14 protein-coding genes and 1 tRNA gene are annotated in these 19,587 nt (G+C 42.3%); 6 read left to right on the top strand and 9 right to left on the bottom strand.

The window, feature by feature from the left end; all coding sequences use genetic code 11:
- Positions 1–12: 12 nt before the first annotated feature.
- Positions 13–510 carry an SRPBCC family protein gene (locus BUC10_RS05435; protein WP_073176922.1) on the bottom strand — a complete coding sequence of 166 codons (498 nt, stop codon included), beginning with the start codon at positions 508–510 and terminating at the stop codon, positions 13–15.
- 156 nt (positions 511–666) lie between these two features.
- Here BUC10_RS05435 and BUC10_RS05430 point away from each other — a divergent pair, with 156 nt between their 5' ends.
- Positions 667–1,509, top strand: a complete 843-nt coding sequence (locus BUC10_RS05430; RefSeq protein ID WP_073176921.1) for a DUF2911 domain-containing protein — start codon at positions 667–669, stop codon at positions 1,507–1,509.
- A gap of 49 nt (positions 1,510–1,558) precedes the next feature.
- Here the strand turns inward: BUC10_RS05430 and BUC10_RS05425 are convergent, their stop codons facing one another.
- The 6 genes from BUC10_RS05425 to BUC10_RS05400 all read right to left on the bottom strand — a co-directional run bounded on the left by BUC10_RS05425 (position 1,559) and on the right by BUC10_RS05400 (position 8,873).
- Complete coding sequence (locus BUC10_RS05425) at positions 1,559–3,265, bottom strand: sodium:solute symporter family protein (RefSeq protein ID WP_073176920.1); 1,707 nt, start codon at positions 3,263–3,265, stop codon at positions 1,559–1,561.
- Between the two features lie 109 nt (positions 3,266–3,374).
- Entirely contained in the window at positions 3,375–5,906 is a 2,532-nt protein-coding gene (locus BUC10_RS05420; RefSeq protein ID WP_073176919.1) for a PIG-L family deacetylase, read from the bottom strand.
- Between the two features lie 103 nt (positions 5,907–6,009).
- The gene (locus BUC10_RS05415) at positions 6,010–6,966 is read right to left on the bottom strand and encodes a septum formation inhibitor Maf (protein WP_073176918.1); all 957 of its coding nucleotides are present in this window, start codon (positions 6,964–6,966) and stop codon (positions 6,010–6,012) included.
- 36 nt (positions 6,967–7,002) lie between these two features.
- Positions 7,003–7,608, bottom strand: a complete 606-nt coding sequence (locus tag BUC10_RS05410; RefSeq protein ID WP_073176917.1) for a Maf family nucleotide pyrophosphatase — start codon at positions 7,606–7,608, stop codon at positions 7,003–7,005.
- Entirely contained in the window at positions 7,601–8,128 is a 528-nt protein-coding gene (locus tag BUC10_RS05405) for a KdsC family phosphatase (RefSeq protein WP_073176916.1), read from the bottom strand. The genes BUC10_RS05410 and BUC10_RS05405 overlap by 8 nt, the downstream gene beginning before the upstream one ends.
- Positions 8,112–8,873: a Rossmann-like and DUF2520 domain-containing protein gene (locus BUC10_RS05400; RefSeq protein ID WP_073176915.1), complete on the bottom strand. Its 762-nt coding sequence runs from the start codon at positions 8,871–8,873 to the stop codon at positions 8,112–8,114. Before BUC10_RS05400 ends, BUC10_RS05405 begins: the two co-directional genes overlap by 17 nt.
- A 173-nt stretch (positions 8,874–9,046) precedes the next feature.
- Here BUC10_RS05400 and BUC10_RS05395 point away from each other — a divergent pair, with 173 nt between their 5' ends.
- On the top strand, positions 9,047–12,211 hold the full coding sequence (locus BUC10_RS05395) for a cytochrome c biogenesis protein CcsA (RefSeq protein WP_073176914.1): 3,165 nt from the start codon (positions 9,047–9,049) through the stop codon (positions 12,209–12,211).
- 5 nt (positions 12,212–12,216) lie between these two features.
- Here the strand turns inward: BUC10_RS05395 and BUC10_RS05390 are convergent, their stop codons facing one another.
- Complete coding sequence (locus tag BUC10_RS05390; protein WP_073177217.1) at positions 12,217–13,524, bottom strand: M14 family metallopeptidase; 1,308 nt, start codon at positions 13,522–13,524, stop codon at positions 12,217–12,219.
- Between the two features lie 256 nt (positions 13,525–13,780).
- Between BUC10_RS05390 and BUC10_RS05385 the strand changes: the two genes are divergently transcribed.
- The 3 genes from BUC10_RS05385 to bshB1 are packed head-to-tail and all read left to right on the top strand — an operon-like array spanning position 13,781 to position 17,129.
- The gene (locus BUC10_RS05385) at positions 13,781–15,190 is read left to right on the top strand and encodes an MATE family efflux transporter (RefSeq protein WP_073176913.1); all 1,410 of its coding nucleotides are present in this window, start codon (positions 13,781–13,783) and stop codon (positions 15,188–15,190) included.
- 37 nt (positions 15,191–15,227) lie between these two features.
- On the top strand, positions 15,228–16,397 hold the full coding sequence (locus tag BUC10_RS05380) for a trans-sulfuration enzyme family protein (RefSeq protein WP_073176912.1): 1,170 nt from the start codon (positions 15,228–15,230) through the stop codon (positions 16,395–16,397).
- A gap of 9 nt (positions 16,398–16,406) precedes the next feature.
- Complete coding sequence (gene bshB1, locus BUC10_RS05375) at positions 16,407–17,129, top strand: bacillithiol biosynthesis deacetylase BshB1 (RefSeq protein WP_073176911.1); 723 nt, start codon at positions 16,407–16,409, stop codon at positions 17,127–17,129.
- On the opposite strand, the gene BUC10_RS05370 is transcribed toward bshB1, so the two are convergent.
- A complete protein-coding gene (locus BUC10_RS05370; protein WP_073176910.1) occupies positions 17,130–19,214 on the bottom strand; it encodes a tetratricopeptide repeat-containing sensor histidine kinase in 2,085 nt (694 codons plus the stop codon).
- Between the two features lie 255 nt (positions 19,215–19,469).
- Between BUC10_RS05370 and BUC10_RS05365 the strand changes: the two genes are divergently transcribed.
- Positions 19,470–19,545: transfer RNA gene (locus BUC10_RS05365), tRNA-His, on the top strand.
- The last annotated feature ends 42 nt before the right edge of the window (positions 19,546–19,587 follow it).

Here is a 19,587-nt window from a genome sequence, read left to right as displayed (position 1 = left end):
AGTATGGACTTCCTAGACAGGTTTTAGTGTCAAATGACTGTCTTCAGCAATGTTGGAAGCGAATAATTTGTTCAGTTGCCGTTCGCGATACTCGAAAATTTGCTCCAGTTGCCGCTTTACAAAAAGCGAATGCGCCGTTCGGCCTAAAATCCCTAAAGGCAATTTGTAATCGATAATATCTTCCATTTCAATCCCAGTGCCCTTTTCAACAATAAAATGTTTGTGATGCCACAAATCATAGGGCCCAAAACGTTGTTCATCAACAAAATATTCACCTTCCCTTACATGTGTAATTTCAGTGACCCATTTGGTGCTGTAAAATGGAAATGGTTTCACAATGTACTGAATTATCTGACCGGGATACATTTTCTTTTCCGCACCTGAAAGGATGTTGAATCCCATGTGGTCCGGGGTAATGGTCGCCAAATTTTTTGGATTGGAAAGAAAATCCCAGGCTTCCTTTTTGGAAATGGGTAAATACTGTTTTTTGTGTAACCGGTAGATTTTCATGTCTTACAAAGATAATAAATTTGTTTAATAAAAAATAAAAAAGATTAAACAAAAATAGATTTGTTTCCTGTGTTTTGTTTTTAAGTCTTTCTTAACAATCGCAACTTGCCATTATATTTAGTTTTGTTTCACTAACAAATTTAAAACACCATTTACATGAAAAAATTAGCATTATTTGTGTTTGTAGCGCTTCTTTCCGTTTCCATGGAAGCACAGTTACAGACACCTCAACCCAGCCCATCATCCAAACTTAAACAGACCGTGGGTCTTACAGAAGTAGTGGTGGAATATGCCCGACCTTCCATGCGAGGAAGAAAAGTATTTGGAGATTTGGTGCCCTACGGTGATCTTTGGAGAACTGGTGCTAACCAAAATACAAAAGTTACTTTTAGTGATGACGTTACGGTTGATGGTCAAGAGATGAAAGCAGGAACTTATGCGTTGTATACCAAGCCTGGTGAGTCCTCCTGGGAAGTGATTTTCTATGCAGACGCCAACAATTGGGGCACTCCAAGAGAATGGGATGACAGCAAGGTGGCTGCTAAGACTACTGTTGAAGCGTATCAGATGCCTATGGCTGTTGAGACTTTTACAATTACGATTGACGATTTACACAACAACGGAGCGACATTGGGTATGATTTGGGAAAATGCCTATGTGGGTGTCAAGTTTGAGGTTCCTACACTGGCCAAAGCCCAGAAAAGCATCGACGCTGTGATGGCAGGCCCTGGGGCGAACGAATATTATTCGGCAGCTTCTTATTACTATGAGGAAGGGAAGGATTTGGCCAAGGCCAAAGAATGGATTGATAAGGCTGTGGAAATGCGACCAGAAGCATTTTGGGTGATGAGAAGACAATCTTTGATCTATGCCAAATTGGGAGATAAAAAAGGAGCCATCGAGGCGGCTAAAAGATCCATGAAAGTTGCTGAAGAGGCTGGAAACTCTGATTATGTAGAGCTGAACAAAAAGTCTCTTAAAGAATGGGGAGCGCTGTAAACCTGCACACCTTTTAATAGAACTGACCCACGCAAACGCGTGGGTTTTTTTACGCCTTGATTGGAGGTTTTCTTAGAAATCCGTCAAAACTCTCAATGATTAGGGCCAGGATAATTACCAAACCGCATCCAAAGGCGTTGAGCCATAAATAGGACATCCAGTCCAAATACCAACCAATAATCACAATGACCTGGGTGGCGAGGGCCGCAACAAATACGGCATTTCCTTTTACAAACTTGAAAAAGAAGGCCAGCAAAAATATACCTAATACGTTACCGTAGAAAATGGAGCCAATAATATTTACCAACTGAATAAGATTATCGAAAAGATTAGCCACACAGGCAATTATGATTGCAAGAACACCCCAAATTAAGGTAAAACCTTTGGTGGCCCAGAGGTAGTGTTTTTCATCCTTTTCAGTTGTGTTGTTTCTTTTGTATAAATCAAGAGCTGTAATGGTCCCAAGTGCATTCAACTCCGAGGCCGTTGACGACATGGCGGCTGAGAGGATTACAGCCAATAAGAGGCCGATTAAACCAGCAGGAAGATTGTCCAAGATAAAATGGATAAAAACATAATCCTTGTCATTGGTTTCCACAGAGCTATCCGCTTTGGCTATAAGGGATTTGGCTGCATCCCGGTTAGCTCTCTCCCTCTGGTTAATTTTTAGAATATCCAGTTCTGCCTGTTGTATAGCGTTATATTCCTTAAGGCTCAAAGCTGTTGAAAATGCTTCTTGGGCCTTTTTCTTTTCCTGTTCCAAAGCCACATGGCCTTCTTCCAAAATACGGTAATCTTCAGCATATTCCGAGTTTTGAATAGCTTCGGCAGCGGCAGGATTAAAGTTTATAGGGGAGTGGTTATATTGGTAAAAAACGAAGACCATCGCACCTACCAAAAGGATGAAAAATTGCATTGGGATTTTGAAAATTCCGTTGAAAATAAGCCCTAATTGGCTTTCGCGGACAGATTCTCCCGACAGATAACGTTGCACCTGACTTTGGTCGGTCCCAAAATACGCTAGGGCCAAAAAGAATCCACCTGTTATCCCACTCCAAAAAGTGTAGCGATTATTGGTGTCCAAGCTAAAATCCAAAATTTGTAGTTTGTTGTTGGCACCGGCTATTTTCAATGCTTCGCCAAAGGATACCCCGTTGGGAAGGGAACCTAATATAAAAAAGAAAGCAAAGAACATGCCCACCATGATGATGAACATTTGCTGCTTTTGCGTAACACTGACTGCTTTGGTGCCACCGGAAACGGTGTATAAAATCACCAAAATTCCTATGATGATGTTAAGGGTGCGTAAATCCCAGCCTAGTACCGCCGAGAGAATTATGGATGGAGCAAAAATGGTTATCCCCGCTGCCAATCCCCGTTGAATTAAAAACAAAATGGCTGTTAAGGTCCGGGTTTTAAGGTCGAACCTCCCTTCAAGCATTTCATAGGCCGTATAAACTTTTAGTTTTCGGTAGATAGGAATAAAAACCAGACAGATGACAATCATTGCCATTGGCAATCCAAAATAAAACTGCACAAATCCCAGACCGTCATGGAATGCTTGCCCAGGTGTTGATAGAAAAGTTATGGCACTGGCCTGTGTTGCCATTACGGAGAGACCGATGGTCCACCATTTGGCATCATTTCCGCCCATCACATAATCCTCAACATTTTTACTGCCCTTGGTTTTCCAAACACCGTAACCAACTATAAAGAGCAGGGTGCTGCCCAGGACAATCCAATCTAATATCCCCATTAAGGTCTAGTTATTTAGCATCATTATGAAGTAGAAAATCAAAATGTAAATGGCATTCAATAGCAATACAACCGTGTATTCCCTTTTCCATACCAATTTACTTTGCATATTATCCTTTGACATTGCTTTCTTTTTTCACTTCACTTTTTCCAATGGACAACATATTGGCAAAAAGTTTGTACGCCCCGGAAACTCCTGCAGGAAGTTCCCTGAAAAAGCTTAGTCCCGTGTAAATGTAGTGGCCGTCGCCATATGGTGCCACCAAGAGGCTTCCTTCTTTCGAGGTTTCACCTTCATCGGTCATGGAGAGCACCGGAGTGAATTCCTGACTCCATTCCTTCGGAAAATAAAGTCCACGTTCCTGCACCCATCCATCAAAGTCACTTTCCTTGATGGTGTTGGGAAAGTTGACCAAAGAATGGTCATTGGCAATAATACTTACACTGGCAGTTTCATCCGTAACCCTGTCCCGTGATAGAGTAAGGTCGTAGGGTGCAATGTTTTCAAATTGTTTGCTCCATCTTCCGGCCGTGTTGTACTGTACGATCATATTACCACCGTTTTCTACGTACTCGAAGAGCAAGGGCTGTTTAAATTTTAGCGATTCCACCACATTGTAGGCCCTTATTCCAACCACTATGGCATCATATTTATCCAAAGAACCACTTTGGATATCGTTGGGGTCTATGGTATGAACTTGGTAACCAATTTGTTTAAGGCTTTCAGGAACTTTGTCCCCGGCACCCATGATGTAGCCAATATGTTCCCCGGATTTCTGAATGTTCATCCTCACCACTTTGGCCTCGGCCGGCAATAGTATGGACTGTTTTGGAATGTGGTCGTAGACGATTTCAACCAACTCTTTGTCAAATTCATTTCCATTAAGTGTAACAATTGAAGTAATATTCCCTTCACTATCGTTCGATGGTGGTGTTACCTGAAAAGTTACGGCTTGTTCCTGTCCTTTTTGGGCTATTGAAAAGGAGGCGTTTTCAGGTAGTACCGTCCAACCTTGGGGATGTTCCAAATGCACGGTTCCGGAAACATTGTTTTTGCCTGCTCTCACCTGTACCAATACCTCACGCGGTTGGGCATCACTAAAAATCATGACCTCTTCGGCAATCTTGGAGGTAACCGAGGGAAGTACCGCGAAGGGTTCATACAACTCACCTTTATCAGGTTTGGAATATCTATGAATCACGGGTTTTATAAAGTTTATCTGATAACCGTCGAAATCCAAGGAGAAAGTAGCGTGAAAGACACTTGGAGTTTCAGGTTTTCCTATCATTTCTTGTTCGTTCACCACGTACATCCCCAAACTACCAGGTTTATCCAACCAATAGGGACTGGAACTGGTGGCATCAGCAGGAATATCGAAATCCAAGGTTAAATTTTCCTTTTTGTTATTAGTCAAAGTCAGATTAGGAGTCAATTTGGAAGTTACTCCAGTGACGGTAATTTCCTTTAGACCAATTTGCTGTGGACTTCTGTTCACTACCTCAATGTTAAGTTTGGCAGCATCCCCGGGAGTAGTGGAACCTGATTCGGTGCTAACTTCCATATAGAGTCCTGCACAGTCCAGAATAAGCTCCCTCAATTCCTCGGATTTAAGTGTTTTCCAATGATTGTCCTCAATCTGTTGTAGGAGTTGGTAGGCCTTTACCAAATCGGGCAAATGTTGGGAAGGATCGCTAAAATTAAAGTTCGACTCCACACCTTCCAGAATCTTACCAATAGCGTCGCCACCTTTTACCCGGGTCCATGTAGTGTTTATGCCATCAAAAAGATTGTTGGAAGCGGGCATGTCCCCTTTCAACAATTCTACATATTCGTCCTGCGACCCTCGAGTGGTCAATCTGCCGAATCCCTGACAAAGGTGTTGGCTACTGGCCATGGACGCAATTTCATTATTGGAAAGCCCCAGTTCAGGATAGTAAACTCCAATATCCAATTTTAGCATTTTGGATTTGTCCGCCTTTTCAAAATTCTCCCGACTACCATAAAACCACCAAGATGTATTAAAAAATATACGTTTGGGCTGCCAGATCGAGGTTAACTGAAGTTGTTCTGGATACTTATTGGTATCACCGGCCAGATCGAAGGCCTCTACGCTCAACATCGCTGAGGTGGTATGGTGTCCATGTGTTGTGCCTGGTGTTCTATGATCAAAACGGTTTACGATTACATCGGGTTTAAGTTTTCTGATGGCCCATACGACATCGGCAAGTACTTTGTCCTCATCCCAAATGGTAAGTGTCTCCTTGGGATGTTTGGAATAACCAAAATCATTGGCCCTGGAAAACCATTGTTCCCCACCATCCACGCGCCGTGCAGCAAGCAACTCTTGAGTTCGCAGAACCCCCAATAATTCTCTTAACTCAGACCCGATTAAATTCTGGCCACCATCACCACGTGTAAGCGAAAGGTACGCGGTTCGTGCCTTATCGTGATTGGATAGATAGGAAATTAAACGAGTGTTTTCATCATCCGGGTGTGCCGCTACATAAAGTGCGGTCCCCAAAAAATTCAGTTTTTGGAGCTTGTGGTGAATTTGGGTGGAAGAGGGTTTGTTGGGTGCCTGAGCAAATGATGTGGCAACAAGGCAAATCAAACTTAGGCTGCTAACCCATAATTTTTGCATACCTGATTATTTAGTGGTTGCACCAAATATAGAAAGATTAGTACCAGAGCAAATGGAATTTAGAACATCTTTAACAAGAGGAGACATCCCAAAATAGACCTTCCTAGAGACCCAAACTATCCCTTAAAATGACATCTTTATTGCTGTTCTGTCCCCAGTACGCTGTTTTAATTGATTTTAATCGGGTTGCCTTGGTTGTCAATTGCTTTGCACTTGGGCCAAAACCACTCTTGAAGGTCTCCGACCAACTTTCAATGCTATGTGGGAAAGATGTGGTAAAAGTAATTTGTAAAGTCCTTTCCAGCTCGGGGTAGGTCAAAGTGTAAGAACTAAGAGCACCATCTTGGGACAATTTAGCAACTGCATTATAGGCCTTTAAGGCTTTGTGCCGCAACCTCGAAAATTCCAAGGATGGAATTACTTCCAGTTCTCCGACTGGTAAATCCGTTGGGTTAATTCTAATCTTGTTCCAAATTTCGTTCTCCAACAGGTTTTTATCCAGAGTTACTTCTTGGTCCGCCTCAGACTCAAAATAAGAGTGGGAGGTAAGCTCAAATTGCTCTCTATTATTGAGTTGGGAGTACACATGTCCACACCATTCTTGCATGGACAAACTTGTTTTTATGGCATGCTGATTATCGTGAACGGGATAAAAAGTGCTGCTCATCACGGAATAGGGGTAAATGCCTGTAAGATATTTTTTGGTAGCGTTGAGTTTTAATACGGATACATTACTTCTATTCTGTCTATCGGCCTTCACCTGTTTTTCAGGCAGAAAAGGCTCCGTTACATAGATGAGGACTGCATGTCCGTCCCTCAGTTCGCCATAGCGGGCTTGTTCCAATTTGTAAGATGTTATTTCTGCATTTCCTGCATACCAATAGGACTTAAACTCATCCGACAAGACCTTTTTTGGCTCTTTAGCTTCCGATGATTCCAGATTGGCAACCAAGGGTTTTTCCATGTTTGAGGCCTTGGTTTTTTCAACACAAGAATTTAGTAAGGACAATAGGGTAAGACAAAATACAAGGAGCAGGAAATTATGCAGTACTTTTTTCATGATAGCAAGAGTTTGTATAAAGTTACGAATGAATACCTAGGAAACCAGTGCCATTAACGTTTTGTAAACTAAGTGGGTTGGCAGCCCAACTACATTGGTATAAGACCCCTTAATTTCAGAAATACCGATCATCCCGATCCATTCCTGAATGCCGTAAGCACCGGCTTTGTCAAATGGTTTACAAGTATCAATATAGAATTCAAGTTCTTCGTTAGTAAAATCTTTGAACTTTACTTGGGTTATGGCATGAGCCGTTTTTTGATTGGAAACCGAGGTAAAGCAGACGGAGGTAATGACTTCATGCCAGTCTCCGGACATCAATTGCAACATATGCTTTGCCTCCTCCTTGCTAGACGCCTTTGCCAATGATGTTTCTCTGTGCCACACGACCGTATCTGAAGTAATAACTATATCCTTCGGCTCCAACAGTTGTTTAAAAGGAGTGGCTTTCAGCTTTGCCAAATAATCTGAAATTTCACTTCCTTTTAAATGGTCGGGGTAAACTTCTTCCACCGCCATCGGCCGGACCTCAAAATCAAACCCCATTTCTTCCAAAAACTTCTTTCGTCTTGGGGAACCAGAACCAAGAATTAGCCTATACCCTTTCAATTTTTCTTTAAGTGGATGTGTGGGCTCAGTCATTTTTAGAGCTGTAATTATCGTTCCAATCGCCGCGTACCTTTAAAACCTGTTCAACAATGTCCCGAACACAACCATCTCCTCCATTCTTATGGCTCACATAATCTGAAATAGCTTTGACCTCTGCAACGGCATTTTGAGGAGCTGTGGCCAAGGCAACCATTTTCATTGGATGAACATCGGGTATGTCATCTCCCATATATAAAACTGAATTGGGATCGATATTGTGGATATCCAAATACTCGTCCAAAGGGTCCTGTTTATGATGTGCACCAAGATAAATATCGGTGATGCCGAGTCCTTGCAAACGTGTTTTTACACCTTCATTGGTACCTCCGGAGATGATGCAGATGTTATATCCTTTTTGCAAGGCCGTTTTTAGGGCATATCCGTCCTTTACATTCATTTTCCGAAGCATCTCCCCTTCTGTGGTTACCAATACGGACCCATCCGTGAGAACACCATCCACATCAAAAACAAAGGTGGTGATTTGGTTAAGGAGCTCCTTATAGTTTTTCTTCATATCTGGTTTTTATTGCTTCACTCAAAAGTTTATACAAAATCTGTTCTTGGGACTGTTCCAATAACTCTAAATGCTTCTCCACGCTCTTGGAATCTCCTCTTCTGGCTGGCCCGGTCTGTGCTCTGAAAGTTGACATGCCCTGAACCTTTTCAGCGGTTTCCAGGATTAACGGACGAAGTAAATCAAACGGAAGTTTTTCCTTCTCACAAATATCTTCTCCAACGCTATAAAGATAGTTGGTGAAGTTATTGACGAAGACCGCGGCCAAATGTAACTTCTTTCGTTGCTCGGAATCAATGTGGTGGACACGTTTTGAAATACTGGCCCCCAACTTCTCCAGTACCTCAAGTCCTTTTTGCTGCTTTGCTTCAATACAGACGGGAATTGTGTTAAAGTTTAATGCTCTTTCTTTAGAAAAGGTTTGCAATGGATAAAATACACCGGAATTCTCATGAGCTATCGACTTCATTTCCATAGCACCCGAGGTATGCACAACCATTCCTTTTTTATCGGCAACAAGTTGGGAAACCGTGCGAATGGCATTATCCTTTACCGCAATAATATAAACGTCGGCATCTTTTATTTTTAAAGGCTCAGAACAGGTTGGTGCGTAAACTTGATACGGTTTAAGATTGTCTTTGTTCCGTCCATAAACTTGAATAAGGTCAAGATCTGGGCAGGAATAGAAAACCTGACTCAAGTGATGAGCCAAATTACCAGTTCCCAAGACGATGACAGATAGCATGGCGCAAATGTAACCAAAGGCTACAAGGTGAGAAAAAACACTTTTTACCTTCTAAACATTTTTTGTGTTAAAGTTTGGACATGTTGCTGGGATCTAGGATTCTTTATGCCGTCATAGCAATCTTTTCATCCTAAAATAGCTTAATTTTGCAAGCTAAAATTACGTCGCGTCCGATGATAGACCTTCTTAAAAAGACCCTCTTCTCTACTAAACTTATGGCCGTCCTTTTTTTGCTCTTTGCTTCAGCAATGGGCATAGGAACCTTTGTGGAAAGCTGGTATAGTACCGAAACAGCTAGGATTTATATCTATAATGCCACTTGGTTTGAAGCTATCATGGTCTTTTTTATGATCAATTTTATAGGGAATATTTTTCGTTATCAGTTGCTCAGTTGGAAGAAATGGCCAGTTTTGGTGCTCCACCTTTCCTGGATTCTTATTATCGTGGGAGCCTTTGTCACGCGCTACATAAGTTATGAGGGAATGATGCCGATTAGGGAAGGTAGCTCGGAAAATCGATTCTATTCTGATAAGACCTTTTTAACCGTATTTGTAGACGGAGACATCAATGGGCAAACAAAGCGCAAGGTATTGGAGGATGACCTTCTAGTAACAGAGGAGGGAATGCGATCTAGTTTACCCTGGAAGTCCGATTTCAATGGCCAACCTTTTACCATTTCTTATAATGATTTTATGGAAGGTGCTGAGGAAGGTCTCATTCCAGATGAAAATGGAACCCCTTTCCTAAAGATTGTAGAGGCGGGTGACGGACAACGGCATGAGCACTATCTGGAGGATGGCAAAATAGCCAGTATCCATAATGTTTTGTTCGCTTTGAACAAGGAAACCGACGGAGCCATCAATATTTTTACAGACGGTGGGACCTACAGGATAAGCACTCCTTTTGAAGGACGTTTCATGCGAATGGCGGACCAGTTTCAAGGTGAAGTGGGCAAAGATTCCTTGCAAACTTTGCAATTGCGGTCGCTCTACACCATGGCGGGAATGCAATTTGTGATTCCGGAGCCGGTCGTCAAAGGAAGTAATGGAATAGTCAAAGTGCCAGAGAATGAGGTGACCGAGGCAAGTTTGGATGCGCTAGCAGTAACAATTTCGGCAAATGGCGAATCGGTAACGAAACAATTGCTGGGAGGAAAGGGTAGTGCCAATTTTTCGGATAAGATACATGTTGGAGGATTGGATTTCTCTCTAAGTTATGGATCTAAGGTATACGAACTTCCTTTTTCCATTCGACTGAACGATTTTATTGCCGAAAAATACCCCGGTACTGAAACCGGTTATGCTTCTTTTATGAGCAAGATCACGGTGAATGATGACCTTCTTTTCGACTATGATATTTTCATGAACCACGTATTGGACCACCGTGGTTATCGTTTTTTTCAATCCAGTTTTCATCCAGATGAAAAAGGAACAGTACTTTCAGTAAATCATGATTTTTGGGGTACCTGGATTACCTATATTGGTTATTTCCTGCTCTACATTGGTCTTATGGGGATTATGTTTTTTGGTAAGACCCGTTTTCGTGATTTACAAAAATCCTTGAAGAAGATCAAACAGAAAAAGACTGCTTTAGGAGCTATTGTTCTTCTATGGTCGATAACGGTTTCCGCCCAACAGGCGGAGGACTCACATGCCCATTCAAATTTGCCGTCCAAAGCGCAAGTGGACTCAGTCATCCGTGCTTCCATTGTTGCGGAGGATCATGCGGAACGTTTTGGGGCTTTGGTGATTCAGGACGAAGGAGGACGAATGAAGCCTATCCACACCTTTGCCTCGGAACTCCTCAGAAAATTGAGTGGAAAGGATACCTATGAAGATTTGACAGCCAATCAGGTTTTTCTATCTATGATGATGAACCCTGGAGTTTGGTACAATACGGAGTTCATCAAACTGGCAAAAAGGGAAAACGATAGCATACGAAAGGTAATTGGGGTTGAAAAAGGCACCAAGTTTGTTAAGGCCACTGACTTTTTTGATTCCAAAGGGAACTATAAGTTGCAACCCTATCTGGAAAAGGCTACTTCGACCACAAATCCATCCAATTTTGAAAAGGATTTTAAAAAGGTTGGTGAGCGTTTAAGCTTGCTCAATATAGCCTTAAGTGGACAGATTGTAAAAATCTATCCATTGTTGAATGATGAAAATAACAAATGGATTTCGGCCATAGAATATCGTTCAGGTCAGTATCAGGTTACTGATTCTCTTTACGCCAATTTCATCAAAAACTCCATGCCCTTCTATTTGGGCTCGCTTCAAAGCGCGATTTCCTCTGGTGACTATACCCAGCCAGACCGCCTGTTGGAGGCTTTTAAGCAAAATCAAAAAAATCACGGTGCCGAGGTGTTGCCCTCTGACAACAAGGTTAAGATTGAAATCCTGTATAACAAGCTGGATATTTTCAACCGTTTGTACATGTACTATGGATTAGTTGGAGGACTGTTGTTCTTGGTGTTGATTTTTAGAATTTTCAAGGAACGGGAAATATGGAAAGCCGCTTCCTATTTTCTTAAAGGGACCATTATCCTGTTTTTTGTTTGGCATACGGCGGGACTGATTTTACGTTGGTACATTTCCGGTCACGCGCCTTGGAGTGATGCCTACGAAAGTATTTTATATGTATCCTGGGCCACTATGGGAATTGGACTTGCTCTGGGTAAAAAAAGTGAGCTTACCATTGCAGCAAGTGCCCTGGTTACCGTAATGCTTTTGGTGGTGGCCCATATGAACTGGGTAGACCCCTCCATTGCCAATTTGGTACCCGTTTTGGATAGTTATTGGTTAATGATTCACGTAGCCGTAATTGTAGGGAGCTATGGTCCTTTGGGAGTTGGAATGATTCTGGGTCTGGTCTCACTTCTATTGATGGTGTTGACTACTAAAAGAAACAAGGAACGAATGGAGCTGAACCTCAAGGAACTTACCGTTATCAATGAATTGGCCCTAACTGCAGGTTTGGTCATGTTGACGATTGGTAATTTTTTGGGAGGACAATGGGCTAATGAAAGTTGGGGGCGCTATTGGGGATGGGACCCCAAGGAGACCTGGGCCTTGATTTCCATTATGGTGTATGCCTTTGTATTGCACATGCGTTTGGTACCTGGATTAAGAGGTAGGTGGATTTTCAATTTCGCCAGCGTTATAGCCTTTGCTAGTATTATGATGACGTATTTTGGAGTGAACTTTTACCTTGTGGGATTGCATAGTTATGCCAGCGGTGACCAGGTCATAACACCAAGTTTTATATGGTACACGGTCCTTTGTGTCTTTGTTTTAGGTGGAATAAGTCTTTGGCGATACCGGGTGCACTATACCAAATAAGGGAGTTATTCTTCCAGTAAGAGACGCATTAGTTCTTCCGCTGCCACTTTTCCTTTCTCCTTTAAAAAGGGTCTCGGGGTATCATCCCCAAGTTCAAATACTATGGCGGGCATATTGTAATTGACATAGAAGAACGCACTGGAAACCATGGTGGGTTTAATGCGTTTGGAAGGTCTTACGTTGGTTTTCTTTTGGGGTAGCCTATCACTTATCTTTTTGATCCAATCAAAAACGATTTTGCCCTTTTGTCCGCTAAACAGCGTGTCAACTGGGTAGTAAATATCGTCCCAAGTGGAGTGAAAATCGGCCCCAAAGACAAATTCATATCCGTTTGCACTTTTACTTTTTAGAAAGTCCCGTACGCTTCTTGTCTCGGGCTGGTTAAAGTTCTGCCAGTCCCTGTTGAGGTCAATTCCCCCCATGCTATGCCTCCAGTGGCCGTTATCCACCCCATCCGGATTCATCAGTGGAACCGCAAAGACCGTGTGTTCTGCGCGGAACTTTTTGGCTAGCTCACTCTCCCCGCTAATCGTTTCCATGAAAGATTTCATGGCGATAAATCCGGTGACTTCTGGTGGGTGCTGACGTGAGATGATCATCAAGGCTTTTTTTGATGAGGTAACTTCATCGATTTCCATAAGATGGATAGGACGCGATTCTATGGATCGCCCAATTTCTTGGATTGACACATAGGGTTTTGTGGCCAACGAATCTATCCAGCTCTTCACTCGTTTAGAGGTGTAGAGTTCTTGGGCTGTGACCCAAAGTGGATTTTCGGTCACGGATAGGGTCAGTTCTACCGATTCTGGCGCAGCTTTGATCCCAAATTCGCCCTCCCCGGGATTTATTGCTTTATAAGCAGTGCTGTCGATGGGTTTAAAATGGATGCCATCGGCACTCAATTTTGGAAAATACCGACTTCTGGAATCCTGGTACAACAACTTTACCGTGATTTCTCTTGGGTTTTTGGTCCACACCTTGAAAGCGTACCACGGACTTACATTGATTGGGGTATTTTCGGCAGTTATCCAAACAGTATAATGGTCATTGCCGTCAACAGAGACTCCGTTGAGTCTTGCTCCGTCGAAATCATTGGAAAAGAAGGTGGTTTCATCATCAAAAGACCAAATCCCCTTCCATTGCTTTTGGACAGGTTTGTTGACAGTAGGAACAATAGCACTTTGTTTTTGGCCCTGATATCCCTTTTCGGTACTGTTTTTGGCCGTAGTTTCGTATACAGGGGATGCAGAATTTTTACAAGCGTATACTAAAAGGAGCATTAAAACGGCAAGTAGACGAAGTGTGGTTTTCATGCGAAGATTTTTTATTGTTTTACTTACAGGGAGCTTCTGTAAATTGACCATGAAACTTTGAAATTTCAAAATTTTCATTAAAAAAAATATGGAAATGGTGATGGTAATACTTTTTTTAGCATCTTTGCACCATCATGAAGTTATAAGAATTATGTCCGCTATAGATGTCACATTGGCCTTTGTGCCGAAGAACTAACCGAAAGACTTTTCGGTAGAGTGACGTTTGCCTTCTTTTTTTACACATAATTCTTTTAAAATGACACAATCAAATAAATTATCCCTTAAGAAATTTTTTAGCTATTTCTGGACCGCTGTAACCGGTAAAGAAACTGAGTTTACTACAGGAAGTATCCGAAAGGCCATCTTTATGCTTTCCATTCCCATGATTTTGGAAATGCTGATGGAATCCATCTTTGCCATTGTGGATATTGCCTATGTATCCCAAGTTAGCGTTAATGCAGTGGCCACAATTGGGTTGACGGAATCTGTAATAACCCTTATTTATGCCCTTGCCATAGGACTAAGTATGGCCGCTACCGCAGTGGTAGCTCGTAGAATAGGTGAAAAAGATGTCCAGGGAGCAAGGGTTGCCGCTGTGCAGGCCATAGGCCTAGGTATTCTTATCTCCATACTATTGGGTATAGTTGGACTTCTATATGCCGAGGAGATCTTGGCATTGATGGGAGGTGAGCCCGACCTCATTGCCGAAGGTAGCGGATATACCCGATTCTTGATCGGAGGCAACATCACCATAATGCTTCTATTTTTGATCAATGCGATTTTTAGGGGTGCGGGTGATGCATCCATAGCGATGTGGGCCTTAGTGCTTTCCAACGGACTCAATATTATTTTGGACCCCATTTTCATTTTTGGTTGGGGACCTGTTCCTGAGTATGGTGTTATGGGGGCTGCAATAGCCACCAATATTGGTAGGGGAAGTGCGGTCATCTTCCAACTTGGAATTTTGTTCTTTGGTTGGAGTAAAATCAAATTGGCGTTGAAAGACCTTGTAGTCAACGTAAAGGTTATGGTCAATTTGATCAAGGTATCTTTGGGCGGGATAGCCCAGTTTCTAATAGGGACCTCCAGCTGGGTATTTCTAATGCGCATCATGTCCGAGTTTGGTAGTGAGGTGTTGGCGGGCTATACCATTGCCATCAGGGTTATCATGTTCACCTTGATGCCGGCTTGGGGTATGAGCAATGCTGCGGCCACCTTGGTAGGGCAGAATTTGGGTGCCCAGCAACCGGAAAGGGCAGAGATATCTGTATGGAAAACCGGGAAGTACAATGCCTACTTTATGGGCTTGGTTTCCTTGATCTACCTATTGTTTGCTAAAACCATAATTTCACTTTTTAATGATACGCCCAGCGTAGTGGAAAGTGGTTCACGTTGCTTGCAGATTATAGCGGTGGGCTATGTGTTTTACGCGTATGGCATGGTGGTTTCCCAGGCATTTAACGGGGCAGGGGATACCAAGACACCTACCAAAATCAATTTCTTTTCCTTTTGGATGTTCCAATTGCCCATTGCCTACGTGGCGGCCCTCGTTTTGGATTGGGGCGCAACTGGAGTTTTTGTGGCCATCACGGCTGCAGAAATGTTGCTAGCCATCATGGCGATTGTTTGGTTTAAAAAAGGGAATTGGAAAAAGGTCCAAGTATAGGTGGTTTCGTATCTTTATCCTAAACATTTTTTAGGATATGGCTTCGGAACAAAAAGGCACCAATACGATTTGCACCCACACCGGTAGTGTAGAGGATAAGTTATATAAAGGCGCCACCTCCCCATTGTATATGAGTACATCGTATGCGTTTGAGGAGGTGGATGTCAAAAGATATCCTCGCTATTTCAATACGCCCAATCAAGAAGCACTAGGCAAAAAACTGGCTGCGTTGGAACATACGGAAAAGGCCATGATTTTCGGAAGTGGGATGGCTGCCATCAGTACTGCCTTGATGACTTTTTTACAGGCCGGAGACCACATAATTTTTCAACAGACCCTATACGGAGGTACCTATAATTTCGCAGTGACCCAGTTGGAGCGTTTTGGAATAAGCTATTCATTTACCGATGGATGGAGAGCCTCAGATTTTGAAAAGGAAATCCGGTCGAATACCAAGGTGATTTATGTGGAAACCCCTTCCAATCCGTTATTGACGATTACCGATTTGAACGGTGTTGCCGAGGTAGCTAAGAGACATGGGATCATGACAATGATAGACAATACCTTTGCCAGCCCCATCAATCAAAACCCAGTGGATTTTGGAATTGATTTGGTGATACATAGTGCCACCAAGTACATGGGAGGACACTCAGACATCTGTGCTGGGGTAATTGCCTCTACAGAAGAAAATATGGAAAAGGTGTTTCAGACTGCCATCTGCTTTGGAGGAAGTTTGAGCGACTATACCGTTTGGTTATTGGAGCGAAGCCTTAAAACGATGGGACTAAGGGTAAAGGCACAAAATTCCAATGCACAACGAATTGCAACCTATCTCGAGCAAAGTCCAGATATAGAAAAGGTATATTATCCAGGTTTGATGAAACATCCAGACCATGAGTTGGCCAAAGCCCAAATGAAGGACTTTGGTGGCATGCTATCCTTTGAACTGAATCAGGAAATAGACGTGACCCTGTTTTTTAAACATCTTAAATTAATAAAACCCTCAATGAGTTTGGCCGGTGTGGAAAGCACGGTGTCTTCACCTGTAAAGACCTCCCATGCACTTATGAGCCCGGAGGATCGCACAAAACAAGGCATCAAAGATTCTTTGGTTCGGTTTTCGTTAGGAATTGAGGATTTTGAAGACCTAAAGGGAGATATAGAGCAAGCCATTGCCAAGGTTAAATCCATGCGGGTGCATGCATAGCAGAAATTCATGAAATTAGATATTCTAGTATTTGGAGCGCATCCTGATGACGCTGAGTTAGGTGCCGGGGGCACCATCGCCAAAGAAGTTTCCAGAGGTAAAAAAGTTGGAATTATAGATTTGACCAGAGGTGAATTGGGAACTCGGGGCACTGCTGAAATAAGGGACCGAGAAGCGGCCAAGGCCGGTCAGATTTTAGGTGTGGCGGTTCGCGAAAACATGCAGTTCGCGGATGGCTTCTTTATAAATGACAAGGAGCACCAAATGGAAATCATCAAAATGATTCGAAAGTTCCGACCAGAGGTTGTTTTGTGCAATGCGGTGGATGACCGTCATATAGATCATGGCAAGGGAAGTAAGTTAGTTAGCGATGCCTGTTTTTTGAGTGGGCTGGTTAAAATAGATACAAAAATGGAGGGTGAGGATGAATGGCAGGAAGCATGGAGACCCAGAGCTGTGTACCACTTCATCCAATGGAAAAACTTGGAACCCGACTTTGTGGTGGATGTAACTGGTTTTATCGAAAAAAAGAATGAGGCTATTTTGGCGTACGGTTCACAATTCTTTGATCCAAAAAGTGATGAGCCCGAAACACCTATAAGCAGCAAGAACTTTATAGATAGTGTTACCTATAGAGCAAGGGACATGGGAAGATTGGTTGGTGTGGAGTATGCTGAAGGTTTTAATGTGGAACGCTACGTGGCTGTGGATAACTTGGATGCCCTAATCTAATTAACTGGCTTGTTGGTACCGTTTCTCTGCCTTTGGAATGGTGAAGAAAAAGGTGGTTCCTTTCCGAATAATACTTTCGACCCAGATTTCCCCATTGTTTTTCAAAATCATCTCTTTACAGAGAGAGAGCCCCAACCCAGTACCTTTTTCATTATTGGTACCGTAAGTGGTTATGTTGGTTGAGTCCGTAAAGATTTTCTTTTGTATCTCGGTGTTCATACCGATCCCTGTATCCCGGATCATAATTTGCCACACTTTACGTTTTTCTTCGGCTTCAATGGTTATAAGTCCGTTTTCTGGAGTGAATTTTATGGCGTTGCTCAATAAGTTTCGAATGACGATATCTATATGGTGCTGATCTGCCCAACCCAAAGGGTTTTCTGGCAATTGATTGATGATTTTAATTGATTTGGCAGAGGCTACTTCCGATAAAAGCTGAATGTTGCTGCTTACCAACTTATCCAACGAAATTCGTTTAGGCTTTGTAGCTACCCCATTAAGCTGTGTCTGACCCCATGACAATAGATTGTTCAATGCAAAGGATATGTTTTCCACATCGGACTTGAATTTGGGGATGAAGGAAAGAAACTCATCCTTGGTAATTTCTCCTTCCGTAAACAGCTTCAACATGCCTTGCAATGCTCCAATGGGCCCTCTTAAGTCATGTCCGATAATGGAAAAAAGCTTGGTCTTAGTCTTGTTGATTTCATTTAGCTGTGATTCCCTTTGGCTGACCACCTCAGATTTTTGATGGAGCTCAACATTCAATTTCTTTTGGATACGGGCACTGCGACGCACCATAAAGGTAATTCCACTTAAGATCAATAAAATGATTACCGCAAAGTAAATATAGGTCCGCTGCTTGGCCAAGGCCATTTCATTTGCAGCTATCAGTTCCCTTTTTTCTTGTTGATACTGTAATTTGGTCTCCAAGAGGGAAAGACTTTGTCGATTTTTGTCTTTAGAGAGCGAATCCGAAAGACTGGTAAAGGTTTCTAGATGAATTAGTGCGGCATTTGTATCACCTTGACTTTTATGTAATTTATAAAGTGTCTCCGAGCACTCCTTTTCTCCCTGAAGAGATTTTATTTGTTTTGACAATTTAAGCCCGTCATTGGCATAGGCCAAGGATAAACTATCCCTTCCCAGTCCCAGATATACCTGGGCCATTCCGTTCAGCAGTTTAACTTTCTCCCGATTATCATCCAGGTCATTGTGCAACAAATTACTTTGATCAAACCAATACAAGGCCCATTGGTATTTTTCCTGCTCTAGATAGATACTCCCTTTTACCTGGTAGGCATAGGCCAGCCAATCATATATCTTATGTTTTTCAAAAATGGCTATACTCTTGTTCACATTGAACATGGCATGTTCAAAGTTTTTTGCGTCCTTGTACATGGAAGCCATATTGCTTTGTGTTTCGGCATGAAAGATTTCATTGCCTAATTTCCTATTGATGGCTTGTACGGTATCGTAGAAAATCTCAGCGTTCTTAAAATCTTTCTGATCCGCATAAAGGCTGGCGATATTTTCATTGAGGATGGACAGCATATCCTGACTGTTGACCTGTTTGGCCAAATCAATACCTTTTAGGTATAAATTGAGCGCTTCGGCAACATTACCTTCGTAATAGTGGTCATTGGAAAGTGCGTTGATAATACTCAACTCACATTCTTTGTCATTAATGTTTTTTGCGAGGGCCAGGGCTTTTTTGAATATGGCCATTGACTTTTGACGATTTCCCGCATCGGAATAATAACTGCCAAAATTTTCAAGGGTCCTGATTTCCCCATGTTTAAAGTCGATTGCCTTGCACAGCTCCGAAGCTTTTTGGTTTATGGCATATAAACTGTCACTGCTAAAGAACCGGTGGGCATGGGCAAATTCAATCAATAAATTGATGTGCGTTGTATCCTTCGGATTGAATCTTTGGGTAGATTCCAGTCGCTTTAGTTTAAAACCCAAACTGTCTCTTTGGCTCAACTGTCCATGCATCGAAATTGAAAACAGAAACAGGCCAACAAGCAGCAGGACTTTTTGTAGGATGAACCATGGTTTTTGAGGTCGTAATTTTCGGGACATTGGTACTTTAAACTATGATTTGTAAAAATACTTTTGTCATAAAGTAATCGGAATTAAATGTTGTGAACACGCGAAATATGTGTGTTTTATCCCCGTAAAAGTGTATTTCGTCGATGTTTTTGAAGATTTGCATGGTTTTCTGGTTCTTGAGGAAATGGGAAATCGGTATAATTTGAATGCAAACTTTATGTAGGCTAAACTTGAATTTCCTTTGACAGAAATAATAAAAGAAGTATTTTTGCCTCCGCTTTAAATGGTGGTTGTAGCTCAGTTGGTTAGAGCGCTGGATTGTGGTTCCAGAGGTCGCCGGTTCGAACCCGGTCTTCCACCCAACAAAAAGCCCTTCCAGATGGAAGGGCTTTTTTTGTGCCTT

The sequence above is a fragment of the Flagellimonas flava genome, assembly GCF_900129665.1.
GTDB lineage: Bacteria > Bacteroidota > Bacteroidia > Flavobacteriales > Flavobacteriaceae > Flagellimonas > Flagellimonas flava.
This window is presented reverse-complemented; position numbering and strand designations above follow the sequence as displayed.